Origin of the sequence: Nostoc sp. GT001 (assembly GCF_030382115.1) — a bacterium.
In the GTDB taxonomy this organism is placed as follows: Bacteria; Cyanobacteriota; Cyanobacteriia; order Cyanobacteriales; family Nostocaceae; genus Nostoc.
The window spans coordinates 4,371,848-4,392,326 of record NZ_JAUDRJ010000003.1; the positions used below are offsets into that span (position 1 = coordinate 4,371,848).

The window sequence follows — 20,479 nt, forward strand, 5'->3', positions numbered from 1 at the left end:
AGATATCCCTGTTGCAATGCACAGCAGCAAGATTATATCTACCCATCCTAAAGCAGGTCGTTTTTCTCACAAAGGTAAAATTCATGGTTCAAAGTCCAGCAGAAACGACTACATCCAGAACGCAAGAAACTCTCCAGTTGGTTAAAACATGGTATGCAGAATTTGCCAAGGGCAATATGCAGGGTGTACTGGATATGGTAACAGATGATATTGAATGGGAAGTACCCGGACCCACACAAGTAGTACCCTGGTGTGGTAAGCGACAAGGGCGCGATCAAGTAGCTGAATATTTCGCTCTCATTGATGAGACAGTAAAGGTCAATTTTTTTCAGCTACAGGAAATTGTTGCTCAAGACGACAAAGCAATGACTCTCAACCATGAAAGAGCCTCTAATAGGGCTACTAATAGAGTTTATGATGTGCCAATTGTCCATTTTATTGTTGTCCGTGATGGCAAGATTGCTAAATTCAATGGCTTCATGGAAACAAATTCTCTAGTTGCTGCTTTTCTCGATCGTAATGTTTAATCGGGAACTAAACAGGAAGTTTGCAAATTAAAAACCTTCCTAAATGCATCTGCCAAGATTTTTGCTGTTGTAAATCGTTATACCATTTTTAATTGTTGCAAGAGGTTTGTATGAATACGAAAGAAGTAGTTGACAAATACTTTGATGCTGTAAACGCTGGTGATTGGGAAACTTGGCTAACACTATTCGACGACAATGTTGTTATGGACGAACAACTTGCAGGTCGTATCGAAGGTGTCGAGTCCTTAAGAGGAGGAATTGATGGACTTAAAAAGGGCTACTCCAGTTTTCAAAATCGTCCTTTACATATAGTTGTTCAAGGTAACGAAGCCAGCGTTGTATGGCACATTGAGGCAGCTAATGCTAGCGGTGTACCAATAGATGCTAGAGGCTCAAATTATTTTCAGATAAAGGACGGCAAGATTGCTTACATGGCAAACTTCCACGATACACTGCCATTTGGCCCTTTTGTTAATCAAAAGTTGAATTGACCAGAAGAACTGTATTCCTTAGACCTCTTGCTAAAATCCTTCTTTTCATCTTCTTCTTTGCGTGAGACAAAAAAATATTTATGCAAGAGGTTTCTTCAATAAAGGAATACAGAATAGATTTACTCATCCTTATACCAATTCCAAGTCAAGTCGCACATCAGGAACAGCATAGAACTCCTGGTGAGTAAAGAAAATATTCTATGCAGCTTCAAACAACGTTGGTATTAACACTAGTTCAAAGACTACGGAGAACCAAAAGATGGCTTCGCTAACTTTTTCTCAAGTGGCATTTACTTGCAAAGACCCGATCGCTACCGAAATCTTCTATGCTAAAAACTTTGGTTTTAAGCGGGCTAGGGTGGCAAAACTGCCAGATGGCGGTCAGATTGTCTTCATCAAGATGAGTGATTATCCATTCTACTTTGAGCTTTTTAAGGCTAAAGAGGAGCTTCCTATAGCCCCTCCGATTAATGATGGACCTGAGTACCCCTCAGTGCGTCACCTTGCTTTTAAAGTCGATAATGTGGATGCTAAACTAGCTGAAATGGGCGACGATGCTAAGATTACTTTAGGACCTTTTAACTTTGATGAATATATCCCTGGATGGCGCACTGTTTGGGTAGCAGATCCAGACGGTAGAATTATTGAGATAAGTCAAGGATTTGTTGACCAAGATAATCCTCCTCCATTGGAGGCAGATTTGCGCCTGCCAGCTTTCACAATCTAAGAAAATTCCACAAGCTTCTCTTTAATGCTTGTTTTGACTCTATAAGGAACCTCAAACTTTGTCGGGCGTGCTTTTGACGCTTTGACTTTGCTTCCCATAACAAAGAAGAAGGGAGCAGTGCGATTTTGTTAGGTGCTAAAAATTAGGGGTATAAATCACCTATTTAATAGTGCGTAAGCGTCGGCATAGCCTATTGCAGACATTGCAGCTAAATAGCTCATTTCTATTGAGAATATAGCTATGTAACTGAGAATTAAAACTCGATCTAACAAAATTACATTACTTCCTTTTTCCTATTGCAATCTGAATTAGCAAACTAAATTATCAGAGCTTGCTAACAAGCTGCAAACTTGTATGGAATGTAGAGGAGAAAGGAGCAGGAGGCAAACGAGAAAGAAATAACTTGATGTGATGTAGAACTTTATCGGGAGAACAACTGTTCATGTTTAATCTGAAAAAATTCCTGATAGTTATCTTGATAGCGGCGTTTTCTTTTGTTTCATTCAATGTAAGCTTGAAAGCCGCCCAAGGAACTGAACAAAGCAATAGTTCTCATACAGAATATTCGCCTTTTATCACTGTTGCATCAAACACACCTACTCCAACTTACTCCTTATTTGACAGTCAGTTTAAGTTTTTAGCAGAAGGAAAAGATACAGCAGACGGGTACTCAGCATACCAGGTTACAATTGAAAAACACAATGGTGGGCTTCCAATAGCATTCCACTACCGCGACGTTACAGCGCTTCTGGTCTTAGACGGACAATTGGGACTAAAAGTGAATGGTGATGTCGTGAATGCGCCCCCTGGAACTTTTGCCTATATTCCTGCCAAGTCACGATATGCAATTACAAATAGTGGGACGGAACCTGCTAAATTCCTGTTATATAGTTTTAATGAAGGGTCTTCTAAGTCACCAACACCTCTGGAAAAATTGATAAAAACAGCGGGTGTGCCAGTAGACAACTTCTCTGGATGGTCTTCGCCAGTGGGTAATCGGCGTTTAATTGAAAAGATCGCTCTCAAAAACGGAATAGATTTTCGCGCACCCTTTTATGCTTTTAATTTCTACGGATTTTTTAACCGTTTTAATTTTCGCGCACCTTTTTATGCTTTTAATAAAAACAAAGCGAATCACAATTACCTAGTGGTACTACCAGATGCACGCGATCGCCCAGTGTACGATTCGATAGGCGGCAGATATACATATTTAGCAACTGATGAAGAGACTAATGGGAAGTTTACATTCGCCAGTGTGGTAAATCCAGCAGGGAATGCTATTGTACCGCACCGTCACAATAATGAAGATGAGTTGTACTCTATCTTAAGTGGTGGAGATTTTTCAATCCTGATGAATGACAAAATTACGACTGCAACTCCTGGAACCTTTGCTTTGCTTGGCAGAGGGCATCAGCACGCATGGATAACCACTGGAACGACAGAAACACGGTTGATATGTTTGTTTACTCCTGCATTTTTTGGGAATTTCTTCAAGGATGTAGGTACTCCAGTAACTGACCTAAATGCACCGATTGCACCATCTGCTTCCCCAGAAAAAATCGCGTCAATCGCTATTAACAAATACCACATAGAATTTGTGAACCAGCCTAACTGGCCTCCTCAGGTCAACTGAAAATACTCCAGCTGGCAGGAGCGAGAAAATGAAAAAAGGGAGGCATGACTTTCCCAGACTAGTAAAAATGCTGTACCTGGACTAAATAACTAACTTTTACCTATTTAATAGTGCGTAAGCGTCGGCATAGCCTGTTGCAGACATTGCAGTGAAATAGCTCATTTCTATTGAGAATATAGCTATGTAACTGAGAATTAAAACTCGATCTAACAAAATCACATTGCTTCTTTTTTGCTATTGCAACCTGAATTAGCAAACTAAATTATCAGAGCTTGCTAATGGACTGCAAACTTGCATGGAATGTAGAGGAGAAAAGAGCAGGAAAGAACTTGATGTGATGTAGAACTTTATCGGGAGAACAACTGTTTATGTTTAATCTGAAAAAATTTCTAATAGTTATCTTGATAGTGGCGTTTTCTTTTGTTTCATTTAACATAAGCTTGAAAGCCGCCCAAGGAACTGAACGAATCCGGAATTATTATAGCCCGGAACCTCAAAATTTCGTAACCGTTACACCGGACCAACCAACTCCAACTTACACTTTAGCGAACACTTCAACATTTAAGTTTCTAATACAAGGAGAAGATACAGGCGGACAGTATTCAGTAAATTTAGTTACACTTTCACGACAGGGTGACGGGTTGCCATTAGCAGTTCACCACAATGATAGTGATGTGCTTGTAGTGCTAGATGGAGAGTTAAGACTAGATTTAGATGGAAAGAGCGTGAGTGCGCCCTCCGGAACCTTCGCTTACCTCCCTCCCAAATTACCACACGCAATTAGAAATAGTGGTACTCAACCAGCTAAATTCCTTTTATACAATTTTCCTGAAAAGCCCTCCCGGTCTTTGGCAACACCTTTGGAAAGGTTTATAAAAGCAGCTGGTATGCCAGTGGCTAACTTATATACTCCGTCTTTTCCATTTTACAATTGGGCATTTCCTAATTGGGCATTTCCTAATTGGGCAAGAAAAATGTATGTGATCGGTATGCAAAATGGAATAGAATTTATAGCACCTTTTAATAAACAATACAAACCAGATCGCAAGTATATAATAGTGCCACCAGATGCACACGATCGTCCAGTATATGATGCGTTGGGTGGCCGATATACACTTTTAGCAACTGGTGAAGAGACTGGCGGGAATTTTGGATTTGTTAGTTTTGAAAATCCACCGGGAGCTGCAACTCCACCGCATAAACACCCCTTTGAAGATGAGGGTTACTTTCATGTGAGTGGAGGGGCTTTTACAGTCCAGATGAAGCAAGAAACTATGACTGTAACTCCTGGTTCTTGGGCTTTCCTTCCAAGAAAACACACACATGGATTTATAACCTCTGGAGAAACGCCAGCATATTTGGTTACTGTAATTACTCCTGCAAAATTTTTGGAATTCTTCAAGGATGTAGGCGTGGAAGTGAAAGATCGTTCTGCACCAATTGCTCCTCCCATAGACTTGCAAAAAATCATAACAATTGCTACGCAAAAATATGGATTAGAGTTTGTGCCTCCCATACCTATACCTAGTCCATGAAATCCAGCGATCTCTGGAGCGAGAGAATAGAAAAAGAGAGGTATGACTTTCCCAGACTAGTAAAAATGCTGTACCTAGACTAAGTAACTTTCCTTAGACAGGTGAACGTATGGGAAAGACCTCTCGCCTTGATCATGCATTATTTTTCTTCTGTCAAACTGGGACAAGTAAAATCGCGCTCCACCTGCTCCCAACAAAGCTAAGATTTCATCCCTAGTCTGGCAAAAAAAGATAAAATTTGAAACCCTTTACTCATGAAATACATATCTGCGTGATGATTATGAAAAAATTATCAACGTTTACCGTTGTTACAACGCTTTTTGTTGCTTGTTTGAGCCTAAAGCCTGCATCCGCAAGTACGTTGGGCATTACATCTTCTGAGACAGGTTTGGAGGATTTCATATTCGTTGCACCAGAAGACACACAACCAACTTACTCTTTGGCGGGAATTGAGTTTGAGTTTTTAACATCTGGAGTTGATAGTAAAGGAAAATACTCAGCATACCTGGCTACGTTCCCACAGGGTGGTACGCTTCCATTGGCAATCCACAGCAATGATAGTGAAGCGGTCACGGTTCTGGACGGGCAGTTAACACTAAATTTGGAAGGGCAAACTGTGAATGCGCCGTCCGGAAGTTTCTTTTACCTTCCTGCCAAGCGCCCCCGTGCAATCATAAATAATCAAACAACGCCAGCAAGAGCCTTAGTGTACAATTTTTTCGAGGAAAGACCTTCAAATTCTTTTGTAACACCTGTGGAAAACTTGATTAAGCAAGCAGGTGTGCAACTTGACAATTCTTCTGGTTCGTCTCCAGATGCCAATGACCTAGCAACAATCGTAGCGATCGCTCTTAACAATGGAATACAATTTATTCCCACTGAGGAACCTGGGGTTTCATCGGGTACACCTATCGGCTCCATCTCTGTCCCTGAACCCTCTAGTGATTCTTCTCTGTTGGTAGTTGCGACTTATTTAACTACTGGATGGGTTTTGAAACGGAAACAGCAAAAGCGTTAGGTAACTTTGATGCCGATGCGATCGCCAGTACTTTGCCAAAGAGTTTCTTGACAAGAGGCAGAGCCTCTCGGAACTCGTTCCCAGCCTCCAGGCTGGGAACGAGGATACAATAAGTCTCTGGGCTTTTCTTAGTGCCATTCGGTAATGCCAGCTAGAAAGCTTTACTTACACTGAAAACTTAAAAATTGGGCATTTTGGCTTTTGGAAAGATATACGAGTGATTGGAGATGAACTAACCCGACTTAAGCTTCGCTTACTAGAAGTCAAAAGTCGGGTTTTGTTATATAGCAGTCGCCAAAGCCGTTAGGACAGTTTGCGGGAAACGCGTCTTCAACAGCGTACTTTGTGATTTTATTGCTGTCCTAAGCTCCCTGTCTGTTGCTATATTTGGTTAAAAAATAAATTGCATTCGTAAGTAACCCACGTAGATAGTCGGATTATCAGAAAAATTATTTGGGTTCCAGATTGCATAAGCAGATGGGTTAATTGCGATATTGTTGGAGAGGGGCAAGAAATAGGTGGCTTCTAACTCATATTGGTTTCCACCATCGCCACCAGTAGAAACAAGGTATTCTCGACCTTCAGTAACAGAATAGGGAACTGTATAAGAAAGGACGCCTATTGCTCCTTCACTACCCAGGTCTGGGAAAGCAAGTCCTATTTGATAGGATTGAGCATTCACATTACCATTAGACACACCTGGAGTTGCTGGTTCTAAATCGATCCTAGAGTAAGAATAGCGTCCAAAGACCCCAAATTTTTGATTTAACAACCAGTCTGCACTTACACTAAAGGCGTTAGAACTCCCTCCTCTGAGGGGACCACCACGCCCGTCATCAGCTAATCCTATAATAGGTCTTTCAAAAATTTGTCCTATTTGGTTAGTTCCTTGATTGCCCTTGACATAGGTAAACCTGATGTTGGCATTCCGGGTTGGAGAGTAAGTCAACATAGCCGTCAGCGAGTTAGTGCGGTTAGACCCAAACAACCCCCTAGTGGGGTCAGATGCAGCATTAGTAGGTAAAAACTCGTTACTCTCCGCTAAATATCCAGAAGATAATGTAAGTTGGTCACTTAATTTCCATGACACGACTGCACCTGCACCCCGTACAGTAGTAATCAGTGTGGGACTATTTACAGCGTTGAAGCTTCCTGCTCCCCCTGCGTAAGGGTTGGTAAATCTATTAATGTCGAAAAGGGTTAGCCAATTGATGCGTGGACCAACTGTTACCTGAAATGATTCTGTAATCGGAAAGGAGTAGTATAAATCAAAGACTGTTAAGCTATCAAGTTGGGTACCAGCAAGAAAATCTCCTAAAGGCAATCCCAAAGTACTAATTCCACCAGAGCCGTACTCGGTAGTGACAGGGGTTCTAGAATTACCAGCAGCAAGTTGCAGTACTAGAGAGTCTTTACCAGTAAAAGATGTGTTAAGTCCCAGAACTGTTTGATAACTGAAAGTGATATTAGGTTTACTGTTAACAAGTTCTACTTCAGGTATGCCACCCACACGACGCCCAGTTTCTCTTTTCACAGAACCATTGGTGGTGGCTCCAACAATATTAAACGAAACCAAACCATTCAGTTTAGTTGTTGTGGAGAATTCATTGGCCTCTAGTTCAGCAATATGAGTTTCTAAAGTATCAACTCGACCCCGTAGTGTAGTTAATTCAGCAGTAAACTCCTCTTGCAGTCTTCGCAGAGTTTCTAAATCTTCTGTTGTAACTTTGTCAGATGTACCAGCAGGAATAAATTCCTTAATCCGATCAAGCACTGCATTTAAACTTGCAGCAAATTCATAGCGTGTTAGCGCCTGATTACCTCTAAACGTGTTATCTGAATATCCAGCGATTCCGCCGTAACGTTCAATCAAAGACTGTAGGGCAGTGTATGCCCAATCACTGGGTTGTACATCAGATAGTTCAGAGACATCAGTTATCTGAGTCATTAGAGCATGAATATTTCCTTGCTGTTTGGATTGAATTGAACGATCCAGATTCAAATCATAATCACCAATTTGAGAATTTGCTGCTGATGTTGTTGTTAGTTCTGTGGTATCTAGTTTGCCTGGAATTAGAGTTGTAGCGTTTGATGATTTATTTACTTCTGGTGCTGCTAAAACAGAGGAAAAACCTGTTGCAATCCAACTAAAATTACCAGAAATCAAGGTGAAAAATATTATCTGCTTAAAAGGGAAACGTGATTTCACTGCTCTCTCCTTGATCGCACCACTCATATAGCTAAAAACAGGTGTTTTACCTTAATTCACATACTTTAACTTTTGCCAACGTATATTAGTAGACTGGCTCTCCAGCAGCCCAGTACTCATTAGTAACAAAGCGAAAAATATATTTAGGTTCAACAAAGTTTTCCATATCTGGCATAACTTTATCTTGATACTCTGGCGACTTCATCATTTTTTCAATTGCCTGCGTGTCGTCAAACCAAATTTGCTCAACACCGTCAAAACTAGATTCACCAATTACATAAAAATAATCTTGTACATGGCATTGAACATAACGTCGTATACCAGGTAGATTCAGTACAAGGGAGCTATGAGTTTCCAGCCAATATTGGCGAAATTCAGCCAATGACATACCAGGTTTACGCTTCAGTAGAATAAACATTTTGACTAAGCTAGATTCTTGTTTGAGTGCGTCTTTTTCCTTCAGGACATAATCTTCTGTATCCAAAACGAATATTTGCCAGAATGCAACAAAGTTAGGTTCATCGGGTCTAGCTCCTTGTATATACTCTTTAGACTGAATTGCCTCTAGCATTGCATTCTCATTTTCAAACCAACTTTCACTTACTCCACCACTAAAAAGATCATTTCCTTGGTCTTCTAAAAAGGGAATTTTAAAAGAGATAAGGTAAGGCTTTAGGTGAGGCATTTTTATTGCTAGAGGTACATGATTTTCCTTCCAGTGACGTTGAAATTCTTCTTCGGTTATTCCTGGCTTAGGAGGAACAAAAATCATTCGATGAATCATAATATGGTTTCCTTATTAAGTAAATTGTTGCTATTTCAGAATAATTAATGATGTCAATAGATACTCATTTCAAGTCAAAAATGATGCATTTATGCGTCTGAATGCGGATTTTCGGCTTTTGGAATTTGTTTGATATTCTTTTAAGAGGATCAACAAAGATAAGAACACTTAGACTTACAGCACTTCCGTTAGCTATGAGGTACATCCTAAAATCTGAAAGCTTTGATAGGAGAGGACAAGAAGAAAAACCGTATTGCATAATAGCCGGAAGCGCTGTAAATAAGGTTTGTACTTTTGTTATTAGAAATAGCAAACAAGCTTTATAATCCAATCTAAGTTAGCAAAAGCACCTTTTTAAACATAAGTGATTTTTCTAAAATGACACATAATTTTACTCTGAACGTTTTAAAGTTTAGAGAGCAAAAAGCACCACTACAAGGGTAAATATTTAGGGTCAAGTTTGGATTTTTTCGATATTAAAATTAGATTGATTACACGCCGGAGTAAAAAAAACTATAAAATCTATTGAAGATATATTTGTTTGCAATAGGTCTCGTTGTTTTGGAATTAGCTTACCAATGACAAAATTTACTAGAGAAAATTAGATTAGCAGACTACTAGCAAAAGAATACAAACTATTTATGAAATATCCACCCTTGTTATAATGCTTGGTGCTTATTAAACTTATAGCGTTTCCCTCTTCTAAGAAACAAGGCAGGAGGCAGGAGGTCACTGAGCGTAGCCGAAGTGAGGCAGAAGGCAAGAGGATTAGACTTGTTTCTTCCATCCATAACGGAAGCGAGCGCGTCCGTAAACAGCTTTTGTCAAAGTGGAAAAACCCAATCGCTAAAAGCTTTTCGCAGCTTTACTTTTCACTTTTTGGCTATAGATTTTAATTTATATTAGAAAATAAAGCCTCAAACCTTTGTGAAATAAAAGTTCCAGAGCCTGATTTAGATTATTGTTTTCTGAAAGTGACAGAAGCTGTTTACGAGCGATCGCCCGTAATGGATGTAAAGAAACAGAAATATTTCTTAGAAAAGGGATATTCATCAATAGTCAGCCTTTAGAGCTTTGTCTATGCTCAGAAAAGCTACCAAAAAAAGTTAGGAAATTAGTCAGTTGGAGGTAACTGTGTGAATATTGGCATTATCGGTTCAGGAAATATCGGAGGCAGTCTAGGTAATATCTGGGCAAAGAAGGGTCACAAAGTTATGTTTAGCGGCTCGCGCGATCGGCAGAAACTGCAAGAGGTAGCCAAGTCTGCTGGTGAAAATGCCAGCATAGGTAGTGTGGCAGAAGCGGCACAGTTTGGCGAAGTAATTCTCCTTGCTGTACCCTGGCTCGCAGTCGAAGACGCTCTTGCTTGTACCGGGACAATTGAAGGGAAAATCCTGATCGACAGCACGAACCCAATTGAGTCAAATTGTAGCGGTCTTTTGGTGGGATGGACAAATTCTGGCGGCGAAGAGGTAGCCAAGCATGTAAAAGGTGCTCGGGTTGTCAAGGCTTTCAACATTGTTGCAGCCAGCATATTTCAGAGCGAATCCCGGCTGTTTGGCTCGGAGCGAGCAGTCCTCTTCTACTGCGGTGACGACAAAGTAGCTAAGATCGTAGTCGCTTCTTTGATTGAAGACGTTGGGTTTGAGCCGATGGATGTAGGACCACTGAGCAGTGCACGCTTCTTAGAACCAATGGAACAATTGTATGAGCAAATTGTGAAGTCAGGTATCACGAAGGAATTTGCGTTCACGTTAGCCCGTCGTTGAAGAATTGATACTCCCCTCCTTGAAAGGGTATTTGTCAATCAAAAACTGCCATTGCTGTGCTAAATAGTGATTTTTTGTGATTGGACAACTCTTAACTTAAGGCTTCACCACTTACTAGCAAGACAGCCTAAAAATAGAAAATACTGACAGCATCTTGAAGGAGATAACTTATGAAGGCATATGTAATTAAAGACACATTTGGCATAGATTCTCTCATCTTTACAGAGCGACCTGAGCCAATTCCTGGCCCTAATCAATTGCTCATCAAGTTGCGGGCAGTTTCACTGAACGCCCGTGACTTGATGGTTGTGAAAGGCGTATACACTCCTATTAAACCCTTACCTCTGATTCCTGTCTCTGATGGTGTTGGAGAAGTGATTGCAGTTGGAGAAGGTGTTACGCGTGTAAAGATCGGAGACCGGGTGGCTAGCATTTTCATGCAGAAGTGGCTTGCTGGTAAACTGACAGCAGAAAAGGCTCAGTCGGACTTGGGCGGATCGCAAGATGGGATGTTAGTAGAGTATGCGGTACTGCATGAGGATGGCGTTGTGCATGTACCGGAACATCTGTCAGATGAGGAAGCTGCTACACTACCTTGTGCAGGAGTTACAGCTTGGCACGCCCTGATTACAGAGGGTGACGTGAAAGCAGGAGAAACTGTACTCTTGCAAGGCACGGGAGGCGTCTCTATGTTCGCCTTGCAGTTTGCCAAAATTGCAGGTGCACGTGTAATTGTGACATCAAGTAGCGACGAAAAGTTGGAGCGAGTACGTCAGTTGGGAGCTTCCGATGAGATTAACTACAAGCAGACACCGAACTGGGATGAAAAAGCCCGGGAACTTACCGGAGGCGTCGGTCTAGACCACATCATGGAAGTAGGCGGTGCTGGAACTTTTGCAAAGTCTCTGCGTGCAGTTCGTCTTGGTGGTCAGATTAGCTTGATCGGTGTTCTCACGGGTATGGCGGCAGATTTAAATATCGTCCCAATTGTTCAGCAGAACGTGCGGGTTCAGGGAATACACGTCGGTCATCGTGATATGTTCGAGGATATGAATCGGGCGATCGCACAGCATCAGTTACGACCGATAGTAGATCGAGTATTTTCCTTTGATGAGACACCTGAAGCATTTGAGTATATGGAAAAAGGTGCACACTTCGGCAAAATTTGTATCCGCTTTTAATGTCTTGAAAGAGTGTCGTTGTAGCGGTGGGTGAGGGCGCAATGGCGGTTCCATTTATCTACAGGACTTACGCACAGGTCACGGAAAATCAAACCACAGAGAACGCAGATAACACAGAGGAATAAGAGTTAGAGAGGTTTTTTGCGTAAGTCCTAATCTATTTTAGCAAGATTTAAGCATGATAGACTTACAAAGTTTACGCCAGGTGTCCCTCTTTGCGCAGTTAAATGATCAGGATCTCCACTGGTTAGCAGAACACGGTAGCGACCTATGGCTAGAACCAGGTAAGAAATTCCCAAAAGAAGGAGAGCGTGCTGATTATTTTTACGTCCTTTTAGAAGGCAAGCTTCGGATCACGAAAAATTTCGGCGGTCACGAGATGTATTTGGCTACTTACGAACCTGGAACCCCCTTTGGTGAGGTTCCTTTGTTTACAAACAAGCCTTACCTTGCTAGTGCTTGTGCTTTGCAGGAAAGCCATCTCTTCCGATTGAACAAAGACGCTTTTTGGGAAATGCTTACCAATCTTCCTTCGATTACCCGTAATCTTCTGAACATCATGGGGGAACGAATGCAAGTCCTAGAGTCAACCTCACAACAACGTGAAAAACTTGTTGCACTTGGCACGTTGGCGGCTGGTCTTGCCCATGAAATGAATAATCCTGCTGCTGCTAGTTGTCGAGCTGCCGAGCAATTACAAGAAACCCTTGAAAGGTTGTCATCATTCGCACTCAAGCTCAGTCAACAGCCGATAACTAAAGAGCAAATGGCGTATATTGTGAACTTACAGCACCACACGATCAAGCGTGCCACACCAGCGCCTTACATTGATTCACTAACACAGAGCGACCTAGAAAACGAGGTTGCAGACTGGCTAAAGACGCACAGCGTAGATGATGTATGGAAACTCACTCCAGCCCTAGTACAAGCTGGGCTAAACACTGAATGGCTAGACACTTTTGTAGAACATGTAACTGCCGACTTGTTAAGCGATGCCCTGAAATGGCTTGAGGCAACACTAACAGGAGTTGAACTTTTAAACGAAATCGAGCAAAGCACGACACGCATTTCTAAGCTAATCAAGGCGGTTAAGGATTACTCGTATATGGATCAGGCTCCACTACAGCAAGTGGATGTGCATGAGGGGCTGCAAAGTACGCTGGCAATTCTCGGTTACAAGCTTAAAAGAAGCGTGGTTGTAACCCGCGAGTACGATCTAAGCTTGCCCAGGATCTATGCTTATGGCAGTCAACTCAACCAAGTATGGACTAACCTAATTGATAATGCCATCAATGCGATCCAAGGAAATGGGCAGATTTGGATACGCACATCAAGAGAAAATGACAGCTTGCTAGTGGAGATTACCGACAATGGAGCCGGAATTCCGCCTGAGATTCATTCACGCATTTTCGAGCCATTTTTCACAACGAAGGGAGTGGGAGAAGGCACAGGTTTGGGTCTGCATATCGCCTACCGCATTGTTGTTACACACCATCAAGGTGACATCAGCCTCATCTCCCAACCTGGATGTACTTGTTTTCAGGTTCGCTTACCTATAGAACAATCACACTAGTAGTCTGCCAACCCAAAAATGTGCTTGTGAGGACTGGGAAAAGGGTAAGGGATTTAAACCCTTTCCCCCTTCCCCTTTACCCTTTACCCCGCCAAGTTCACTTGGCGGACTACTAGAACCACTGGCGCGATCGCTTATCAAATATCCAAAGTTTTATACTTCTGGAATAGCACCACAAAATACAACCTTGTCCCAAAAAATTGTCCCTTGTAACTATGTTTCATAACTTGTAGACTGAACGCATAGTCATGGCAAACGGATCTTAACTTAGAAACGCCCAATCATTAAGGATTGTAGACCTCAAAATATTTATCCTCATCTACCAATGTTTGAAGGGAGCAGTCTGAGCATTGCGATGGTTTATGTGACAACTTCCAACAAAAAAGAAGAGTTTGCCAGCGAGGATGAGCGCTTCTTTTTAGCTAATAACAGCATAAAGGAAGTTCTTGGTGGAAGCTTATAGCAGTTAGCAGTCAGTATTCAGCCTTAAACAAGCTGTTTGTCAGGTTGCAATGTATTTTTTTGAACTACGAAGAAAATTTCTGATACACAAAAAGGAGCAAGTTGAAAATGAAAGCATATGAAGTTCAAAATGTCGCTGGAGTGAATCAATTTAAGCGGACTGAACTACCACAACCAAGCCCCGGTTGTAGACAAGTCCTAATCAAAGTAAAGGCAGTTTCTATCAATGACCGAGATCGGATGATTGCCAAAGGTGTATATCCGTTCGCTTTAAGTTTGCCATTAATTCCTCTAAGCGATGGAGTGGGAGAAGTCGTAGCCTTGGGCGATGGTGTGACACGGGTAAAACTAGGCGATCGCGTCTGTGGAAACTTTGTCCAAAAATGGGTTTCTGGAGAACTAAGCGAGTGGATGACCAAGTTTACCCTTGGTTCGATATTACCGGGCTTGTTGGCAGAATATGCTGTTTTAGATGAAGAATCACTAGTGCAAGTACCAGAACACCTCACCGACGAAGAAGCTGCTACGCTACCCTCTGCTGCTCTCACCGCGTGGCACTCACTCTTGACAGAAGGGGGACTACAAGCTGGTGATACAGTTCTTTTACAAGGCACATCTGCTGTTTCACTGTTTGCTTTGCAATTTGCCCATTTTGCGGGTGCAAGAGTCATTATCACCTCCAGTAGTGACGCCAAACTGTCACGTGTCAAGGAGTTGGGCGCATCAGATGTCATCAACTACAAACAAACCCCTGATTGGGAGGAGCAGGTATTGCAGTTAACTCAAGGACGTGGTGTTGATTACGTAGTTGAAATGAGTGGTGGTGCTTCCTTGGCTAAGTCAATGCAAGTGGTACGTTTAGGTGGAACGATTCTCATGGTAGGAGCACAAGCGGTTTCAGATGCCGGAATTAATGCATTACAATTCATTCTCGGCCGCATCCGATTACGTGGCATTTTGACTCCTGGACATCGTGAATCTTTTGAAGCTATGAACCGTGCTATTAGCATCGCTAAACTCCGTCCTATCGTCGATAGTGTCTTTGAGTTTGAGCAAGCCCAAGAAGCGTTTGATTACATGAATCAAGGCAAGTACTTTGGCAAGATTAGCATTAGAGTGTAGGAAGTATAGCGGTTACTTCGGATTACTGCAAAAAACTGGGATGCTCCTGTGTTACTTAACTTTTTCATAAAAACCAAATTGGCATTATGATAAGAACCTCTGCACTATTTTCTAATCATTTAATTGGTGGTTGATATATTCTTCTAGTCTAAAAAGCAGAAATAAACTCATGAATGCTTTCAAAAATTGGAAAACCCTTAACTGGTCTGAATATGGTGCAGAGTTGGTGGGAACTGCTTTTAATCTCTTGATTGGATTCAGTATCATCACCTTCAATTTTGGCAAAGGCTTACCTATGGAGCATCTCATCCCGGCAGTGAGTCCTCGTTTATTAATTAATGGTGTGATCTTTGCTGGAAGTGGTGCATTATTTAGTATTTCACCTTTAGGTAAACTTAGTGGGGCGCACCTCAACCCATGTTTATCATTAGCGTTCTGGTTGCAAGGCAAAATGCATAAACATGACTTAATTGGATATATTTTTGGTCAATTTATTGGCGCTATTCTGGGCACATCTTTAGCATTAGCTTTGTGGAAAAATTATCTGGTCAGCGTCAATTATTGTATCACTTCACCTGGAATAGGTTATCCATTGTGGTATGTATTTCTAGCTGAAGTTTTCATGACATTTCTGTTAGTTCTGTCTATCTTTATCTTCTTGAGTCATCATCATTTATTGCGCTGGACACCTTTAATGGTATGGCTTCTAGTGGCAACTATGGTGTGGCTGGGAGCGCCCATTTCTGGTACTAGTTTGAATACAGCACGCAGCATTGGCCCTGCTTTATTAGCATGGTCTTGGCAAAACCAATGGCTTTATTGTATTGCATCTCCATTAGGAGCATTAGTTGCCGTAAAAATTTTTGACCTAATAGCTATGGGTGAACGCGAAGTCCTGACAGGGAAACTTTTTCATGTTCCCAACTATCGTTGTATTTTTAAAAATGTTAAAGTACCACATCTACCAAAGCATGGGTAAATTTAACCTAGAAACAACAAACTTGGTATCAAAGCTTGACTAGCAAAAAATCTGGCAGATATCCCTCTTCTATTACTTTCAACAGAGAATAATCTATAAGCTTGATTGGTTTCTACTTTCGTAACAAATAAGTCACAATTATACGATGCTGCAAAGTAGCTAGCGCGATCGCACAATTCCTCACTATATCTGAGGCTCACTAAAGGGAGGTATTTTTTCTCCTTCGAGTGACAAAACAGGGATATAGAAGAATTTAGTAGTCAAAAGTCAAAATTTGTAAAGAATCTAGTCAGATTGATAGATTCATTCAGCAAATATTTTCCTGATTCTTGAACTATTGTGACTTTTGAATTCTGACAAATATTCTTTTAGTTGAAAGTCATTTATCAACCTTAGAAAACATCAAAATACTCTAAAAGGAGAAAGTCAATGAAGAAACTAGAAGGTAAGGTAGCTTTAGTAACAGGTAGTAGCGGAGGAATTGGTCAAGCTATTGCTGTACATCTCGCTGAACAAGGTGCAGATGTTGTAATAGACTACCGCTCTCATCCTGAAGGCGCTCAAGAAACTCTGTCGAAGGTAGAAGCAGCTGGTAGCAAAGGTTTAACTGTTAAAGCTGATTTAAGTGTAATTAGTGATATTCGTCAACTTATAGACCAGGGTATTCAATACTTTGGCAAGTTAGACATTCTTGTGAACAATGCTGGTATTGATGGTAGAAATGCTGATTTCTGGAACATCACTGAAGCCGACTATGATGCAGTCATCGATCTCAACCTCAAAGGTACATTTTTTGCCACTCAAGCGATAGTGCAGCACTTCATAGAAACCAAGCGAACTGGCAAAATCATTAATATTAGCTCCACTCATGAGGAAATAGCATTTCCCCACTTCACTAAGCTACTGTGCCAGTAAAGGTGGCGTAAAAATGATGATGCGTAACCTAGCCGTTGAGCTTGGGCCTTTGGGAATTACAATTAACAACGTGGCTCCTGGAGCAATTGAGACACCAATCAATAGTAAGCTGTTAAATGACCCCGAAAAATTAGCAGCACTGTTAAAAAACATTCCCTTGGGTCGCTTAGGTAAGCCAGAAGATATCGCACCTATAGTTAGCTTCTTAGCCTCAGCCGATGCTGATTACATCACAGGCGCAACCTTCTATGTAGATGGAGGATTGAGCCGGAACTATCATGAGCAATAGGTAAGCTAGAACACTAGTAGTCTGCCAACCCAAAAATGTTAGGTGGAGGTTGGGTAAAGGTTAGTGGAGGTTGGGTAAAGGTTAAAGGGAAAAGGGTAAGGGATAAAAAACCTTTTCCCTTTCCCCTTTCCCCTTCCCCATGAATTACGAATTACGAATTGCTATACTCACTCCATGAGGTTGTATTGCTCAAGCCTGGACGGTGGCGGAAGTTCTTAGCGACTAGATAGCAACACAACCTACCACATAGAATTTTGAGTTTTAAGTTTTGCAGTCAGAGAAAAAGTATTATTTAAGACATTCAAAACAACCTTGTGCTAAAGATTTTTAATCCAAAATCCAAAATCCCTATGACTCAAGAAGAAGCAAGATTAGCAGCAGACCGCGATCGCACCGCTTATTGGAAACGATGGGGTTCTTACCTGAGTGAACGGCAGTGGGGAACAGTGCGCGAAGACTATAGCCCTAATGGTACCGCCTGGGAATTCTTTCCCCACGACCATGCCCGCTCCCGCGCCTATCGCTGGGGAGAAGATGGAATTGCGGGAATTTCCGATAATCATCAGCGACTATGTTTTGCGATCGCTCTCTGGAATGGTGAGGATGAAATTCTCAAAGAGAGGCTTTTCGGTCTTACAGGAAATCAGGGGAATCACGGGGAAGATGTTAAAGAATACTACTTCTACCTGGATAATACCCCGACTCATTCCTATATGAAATATCTTTATAAATATCCCCAAGCAGCTTTCCCATACAGTCAGCTCGTAGAAGAAAATCGGTGCAGAGGTCGCCAAAACTCGGAGTTTGAATTAATCAACACAGGTATATTTGACCAAGACCGTTATTTTGATGTATTTGTTGAATACGCCAAGGCTTCACCCGACGACATTTTGATTCAAATCACTGTGATTAACCGAGGACCGGAAGCAAAAACGTTGCATTTATTACCAACGCTTTGGTTTCGCAACACCTGGTCTTGGACTGGTAATCAACAAGAAAAGCCGTGGTTAAAAATTAGCCAATCTAACTCTGACCTCAGCACCATCGAAGCTTATCACCCCTCTTTAGAAACTCGATGGCTGTACTGTAATGAAACTCCAGAACTACTATTTACAGAAAATGAGACTAATAATCAAAGATTGTTTGGGGTCAACAATGCTTCGCCATACGTTAAAGATGGAATAAATAATTATGTAGTGAATGAGGAAAAAACAGGGGTCAATCCCAATCGGATCGGCACTAAATTTGCAGCTCGTTACCAATTAGAAATTGGTGCAGGCGAAACCAAGACAGTGCGATTACGATTAAGTGACGCGCAAAATTTAATTGCACCATTCGGTACGGAATTTGATACAGTTTGGCAACAGCGCCAGCGCGAGGCAGATGAATTTTATCAGCGAATTTGTCCGTTGCCAATGTTAGAAGACAGGCGGAATGTGCAGCGGCAAGCATTTGCTGGAATGTTATGGAGCAAACAATTTTACTACTATGTAGCCGACCAATGGCTAAAAGGCGATCCAGCTAGGCCGACGCCGCCAGCATCACGGCTCAATGGCAGAAACCATGAATGGTTTCATGTATTTAACGACGATGTACTTTCCATGCCCGACAAATGGGAATATCCTTGGTTTGCGGCTTGGGATTTAGCTTTTCATGTAATTCCGCTCTCGATGATTGATCCCGACTTTGCCAAGCTGCAACTGAGTCGCTTGACACGAGAGTGGTATATGCATCCTAACGGCCAGCTACCGACTTATGAATGGGCTTTTGGTGATGTCAATCCGCCCGTTCATGCCTGGGCAGCATGGCAGGTTTATCAGATTGAGCAAAAAATCTATGGTCGTGCAGATAAAAAATTTCTGGAGAGCGTCTTTCAAAAATTACTGCTGAACTTTACTTGGTGGGTTAACCGGAAAGATTTTGAGGGTAAGAATATCTTTCAGGGTGGCTTTCTAGGCATGGATAATATTGGTGTCTTTGATCGCAGTGTTCAACTACCAACTGGTGGATATCTGCAACAAGCAGATGGTACAAGTTGGATGGCGATGTATTCTCTGAATATGCTAACGATCGCCTTAGAATTAGCAAAAGAAAATTCTGCCTATGAAGATATCGCCAGCAAGTTTTTCGAGCATTTCTTGTACATTGCTGATGCGATGAACGGCGTTGGTGATGCCGAAATAGCGCTATGGGATGAAACTGATGGTTTTTACTACGATGCTCTACATTTACCAGATAGTCATCAATTCCCGATGAAAGTGCGATCGCTGGTGGGGCTAATTCCATTATGTGCCGTGAGCATTTTAGAATCAGAAACCTTAGATCAGCTCCCAGGCTTTAGAGAGCGGACGCAATGGTTTCTGAAAAATCGCCCCGATCTGACCCGAAATATTGCTTGTATGCAGAAAGAAGGTATCGGTGAGCGCCGACTGCTAGCGATCGCCTATCCAGATAAACTCCGTCGCATCCTAGAAAAAATGTTAGATGCAACAGAATTTTTCGGACCTTATGGTATTCGCTCTGTTTCTAAAGTTCATGCATCCGATCCTTACGTTTTAACAGTAGATGGCCGGGAGTATCGAGTTGATTATGAACCTGCTGAGTCTAGTACAGGGATGTTTGGCGGTAATTCCAACTGGCGTGGGCCAATTTGGTTTCCCATTAATTATCTACTCCTAGAATCACTACAAAAGTTCTATCGCTACTTTGGAGACGATTTCAAAGTTGAGTGTCCCACCGGTTCAGGTCAAATGATGACGCTCAAGGAAGTATCAATTGAATTAGCTCAAAGACTAATCCAAATTTTTCTCACAGATGCTTCTGGTAAACGACCTTTTTATGGTGGAACAGATAAATTTCAAACTGACCCAAATTGGCGTGACCTGATTCTGTTCAATGAATACTTTCATGGAGATAATGGCGCTGGTATTGGTGCTAGTCATCAAACTGGTTGGACAGGTTTAATCGCCAAATTAATCCAGCAATGTGCAGAACAGGTTTTGTCAGAATAAAACTTCGTTGTAATATCATGTCCGCATAATTAGTTATGCTAACCACAGTCATTGCACCCCACACGCCAGTCGCTCATGGGGGAAACCCCCAAGACCGCGCTGGCTCTCCTTAATCCCCTCCCCGCTTGCGGGGAGGGGAGACAAAGCGTAGCTTTGGCGGGGGTGGGGTTCTTCGGGTTTAATAAGCAATCAAGCGGACATGATATGACTCAATAATGGAAAATCAAGCTTTTTCTACTTGTGTGTACACCGTA

Annotated in this window: 14 protein-coding genes and 1 pseudogene; 13 read left to right on the plus strand and 2 right to left on the minus strand. The window is 41.8% G+C overall.

What is annotated here, in order from left to right:
* Nucleotides 1-83: 83 nt before the first annotated feature.
* From QUD05_RS21420 to QUD05_RS21445, 6 genes are all read left to right on the plus strand, one after another.
* Complete coding sequence (locus tag QUD05_RS21420; RefSeq protein WP_289797829.1) at nucleotides 84-527, plus strand: nuclear transport factor 2 family protein; 444 nt, start codon at nucleotides 84-86, stop codon at nucleotides 525-527.
* A gap of 110 nt (nucleotides 528-637) precedes the next feature.
* Nucleotides 638-1,018: a nuclear transport factor 2 family protein gene (locus QUD05_RS21425; RefSeq protein WP_289797830.1), complete on the plus strand. Its 381-nt coding sequence runs from the start codon at nucleotides 638-640 to the stop codon at nucleotides 1,016-1,018.
* 259 nt (nucleotides 1,019-1,277) lie between these two features.
* Entirely contained in the window at nucleotides 1,278-1,745 is a 468-nt protein-coding gene (locus QUD05_RS21430) for a VOC family protein (RefSeq protein ID WP_289797831.1), read from the plus strand.
* A 442-nt stretch (nucleotides 1,746-2,187) separates the two neighbouring features.
* Nucleotides 2,188-3,378, plus strand: coding sequence for a cupin domain-containing protein (locus QUD05_RS21435; protein ID WP_289797832.1), 1,191 nt, complete (start codon nucleotides 2,188-2,190; stop codon nucleotides 3,376-3,378).
* Between the two features lie 368 nt (nucleotides 3,379-3,746).
* Nucleotides 3,747-4,913 carry a cupin domain-containing protein gene (locus tag QUD05_RS21440; protein WP_289797833.1) on the plus strand — a complete coding sequence of 389 codons (1,167 nt, stop codon included), beginning with the start codon at nucleotides 3,747-3,749 and terminating at the stop codon, nucleotides 4,911-4,913.
* Nucleotides 4,914-5,193: 280 nt separating this feature from the next.
* Entirely contained in the window at nucleotides 5,194-5,931 is a 738-nt protein-coding gene (locus QUD05_RS21445; RefSeq protein WP_289797834.1) for a cupin domain-containing protein, read from the plus strand.
* 391 nt (nucleotides 5,932-6,322) lie between these two features.
* Here QUD05_RS21445 and QUD05_RS21450 read toward each other — a convergent pair whose 3' ends face one another.
* Both QUD05_RS21450 and QUD05_RS21455 read right to left on the minus strand, forming a co-directional pair.
* Nucleotides 6,323-8,140 (minus strand): iron uptake porin, encoded by a 1,818-nt coding sequence (locus tag QUD05_RS21450; protein WP_289797835.1) that lies wholly within the window; start codon nucleotides 8,138-8,140, stop codon nucleotides 6,323-6,325.
* Between the two features lie 85 nt (nucleotides 8,141-8,225).
* The gene (locus QUD05_RS21455; protein ID WP_289797836.1) at nucleotides 8,226-8,924 is read right to left on the minus strand and encodes an EthD domain-containing protein; all 699 of its coding nucleotides are present in this window, start codon (nucleotides 8,922-8,924) and stop codon (nucleotides 8,226-8,228) included.
* 1,136 nt (nucleotides 8,925-10,060) lie between these two features.
* Here QUD05_RS21455 and QUD05_RS21460 point away from each other — a divergent pair.
* The 7 genes and pseudogenes from QUD05_RS21460 to QUD05_RS21495 all read left to right on the plus strand — a co-directional run bounded on the left by QUD05_RS21460 (nucleotide 10,061) and on the right by QUD05_RS21495 (nucleotide 20,225).
* Nucleotides 10,061-10,693, plus strand: coding sequence for an NADPH-dependent F420 reductase (locus tag QUD05_RS21460; protein ID WP_289797837.1), 633 nt, complete (start codon nucleotides 10,061-10,063; stop codon nucleotides 10,691-10,693).
* A gap of 170 nt (nucleotides 10,694-10,863) precedes the next feature.
* On the plus strand, nucleotides 10,864-11,874 hold the full coding sequence (locus QUD05_RS21465; RefSeq protein WP_289797838.1) for a zinc-dependent alcohol dehydrogenase family protein: 1,011 nt from the start codon (nucleotides 10,864-10,866) through the stop codon (nucleotides 11,872-11,874).
* Between the two features lie 178 nt (nucleotides 11,875-12,052).
* Nucleotides 12,053-13,447: an ATP-binding protein gene (locus QUD05_RS21470; RefSeq protein WP_289797839.1), complete on the plus strand. Its 1,395-nt coding sequence runs from the start codon at nucleotides 12,053-12,055 to the stop codon at nucleotides 13,445-13,447.
* Nucleotides 13,448-14,017: 570 nt separating this feature from the next.
* Nucleotides 14,018-15,031 (plus strand): zinc-dependent alcohol dehydrogenase family protein, encoded by a 1,014-nt coding sequence (locus tag QUD05_RS21475; protein WP_289797840.1) that lies wholly within the window; start codon nucleotides 14,018-14,020, stop codon nucleotides 15,029-15,031.
* A gap of 169 nt (nucleotides 15,032-15,200) precedes the next feature.
* Nucleotides 15,201-16,010, plus strand: coding sequence for an MIP/aquaporin family protein (locus QUD05_RS21480; RefSeq protein ID WP_289797841.1), 810 nt, complete (start codon nucleotides 15,201-15,203; stop codon nucleotides 16,008-16,010).
* Between the two features lie 429 nt (nucleotides 16,011-16,439).
* Nucleotides 16,440-17,214: pseudogene (locus tag QUD05_RS34480) on the plus strand (glucose 1-dehydrogenase).
* A 350-nt stretch (nucleotides 17,215-17,564) separates the two neighbouring features.
* Nucleotides 17,565-20,225: an MGH1-like glycoside hydrolase domain-containing protein gene (locus QUD05_RS21495; RefSeq protein WP_289797844.1), complete on the plus strand. Its 2,661-nt coding sequence runs from the start codon at nucleotides 17,565-17,567 to the stop codon at nucleotides 20,223-20,225.
* Nucleotides 20,226-20,479 lie beyond the last annotated feature (254 nt).

Coding starts and splice junctions, on each gene's coding strand:
- QUD05_RS21420 (WP_289797829.1), top strand. CDS start 84: ATGGTTCAAAGTCCAGCAGAAACGACTACATCCAGAACGCAAGAAACT.
- QUD05_RS21425 (WP_289797830.1), top strand. CDS start 638: ATGAATACGAAAGAAGTAGTTGACAAATACTTTGATGCTGTAAACGCT.
- QUD05_RS21430 (WP_289797831.1), top strand. CDS start 1,278: ATGGCTTCGCTAACTTTTTCTCAAGTGGCATTTACTTGCAAAGACCCG.
- QUD05_RS21435 (WP_289797832.1), top strand. CDS start 2,188: ATGTTTAATCTGAAAAAATTCCTGATAGTTATCTTGATAGCGGCGTTT.
- QUD05_RS21440 (WP_289797833.1), top strand. CDS start 3,747: ATGTTTAATCTGAAAAAATTTCTAATAGTTATCTTGATAGTGGCGTTT.
- QUD05_RS21445 (WP_289797834.1), top strand. CDS start 5,194: ATGAAAAAATTATCAACGTTTACCGTTGTTACAACGCTTTTTGTTGCT.
- QUD05_RS21455 (WP_289797836.1), bottom strand. CDS start 8,924: ATGATTCATCGAATGATTTTTGTTCCTCCTAAGCCAGGAATAACCGAA.
- QUD05_RS21465 (WP_289797838.1), top strand. CDS start 10,864: ATGAAGGCATATGTAATTAAAGACACATTTGGCATAGATTCTCTCATC.
- QUD05_RS21470 (WP_289797839.1), top strand. CDS start 12,053: ATGATAGACTTACAAAGTTTACGCCAGGTGTCCCTCTTTGCGCAGTTA.
- QUD05_RS21475 (WP_289797840.1), top strand. CDS start 14,018: ATGAAAGCATATGAAGTTCAAAATGTCGCTGGAGTGAATCAATTTAAG.
- QUD05_RS21480 (WP_289797841.1), top strand. CDS start 15,201: ATGAATGCTTTCAAAAATTGGAAAACCCTTAACTGGTCTGAATATGGT.
- QUD05_RS21495 (WP_289797844.1), top strand. CDS start 17,565: ATGACTCAAGAAGAAGCAAGATTAGCAGCAGACCGCGATCGCACCGCT.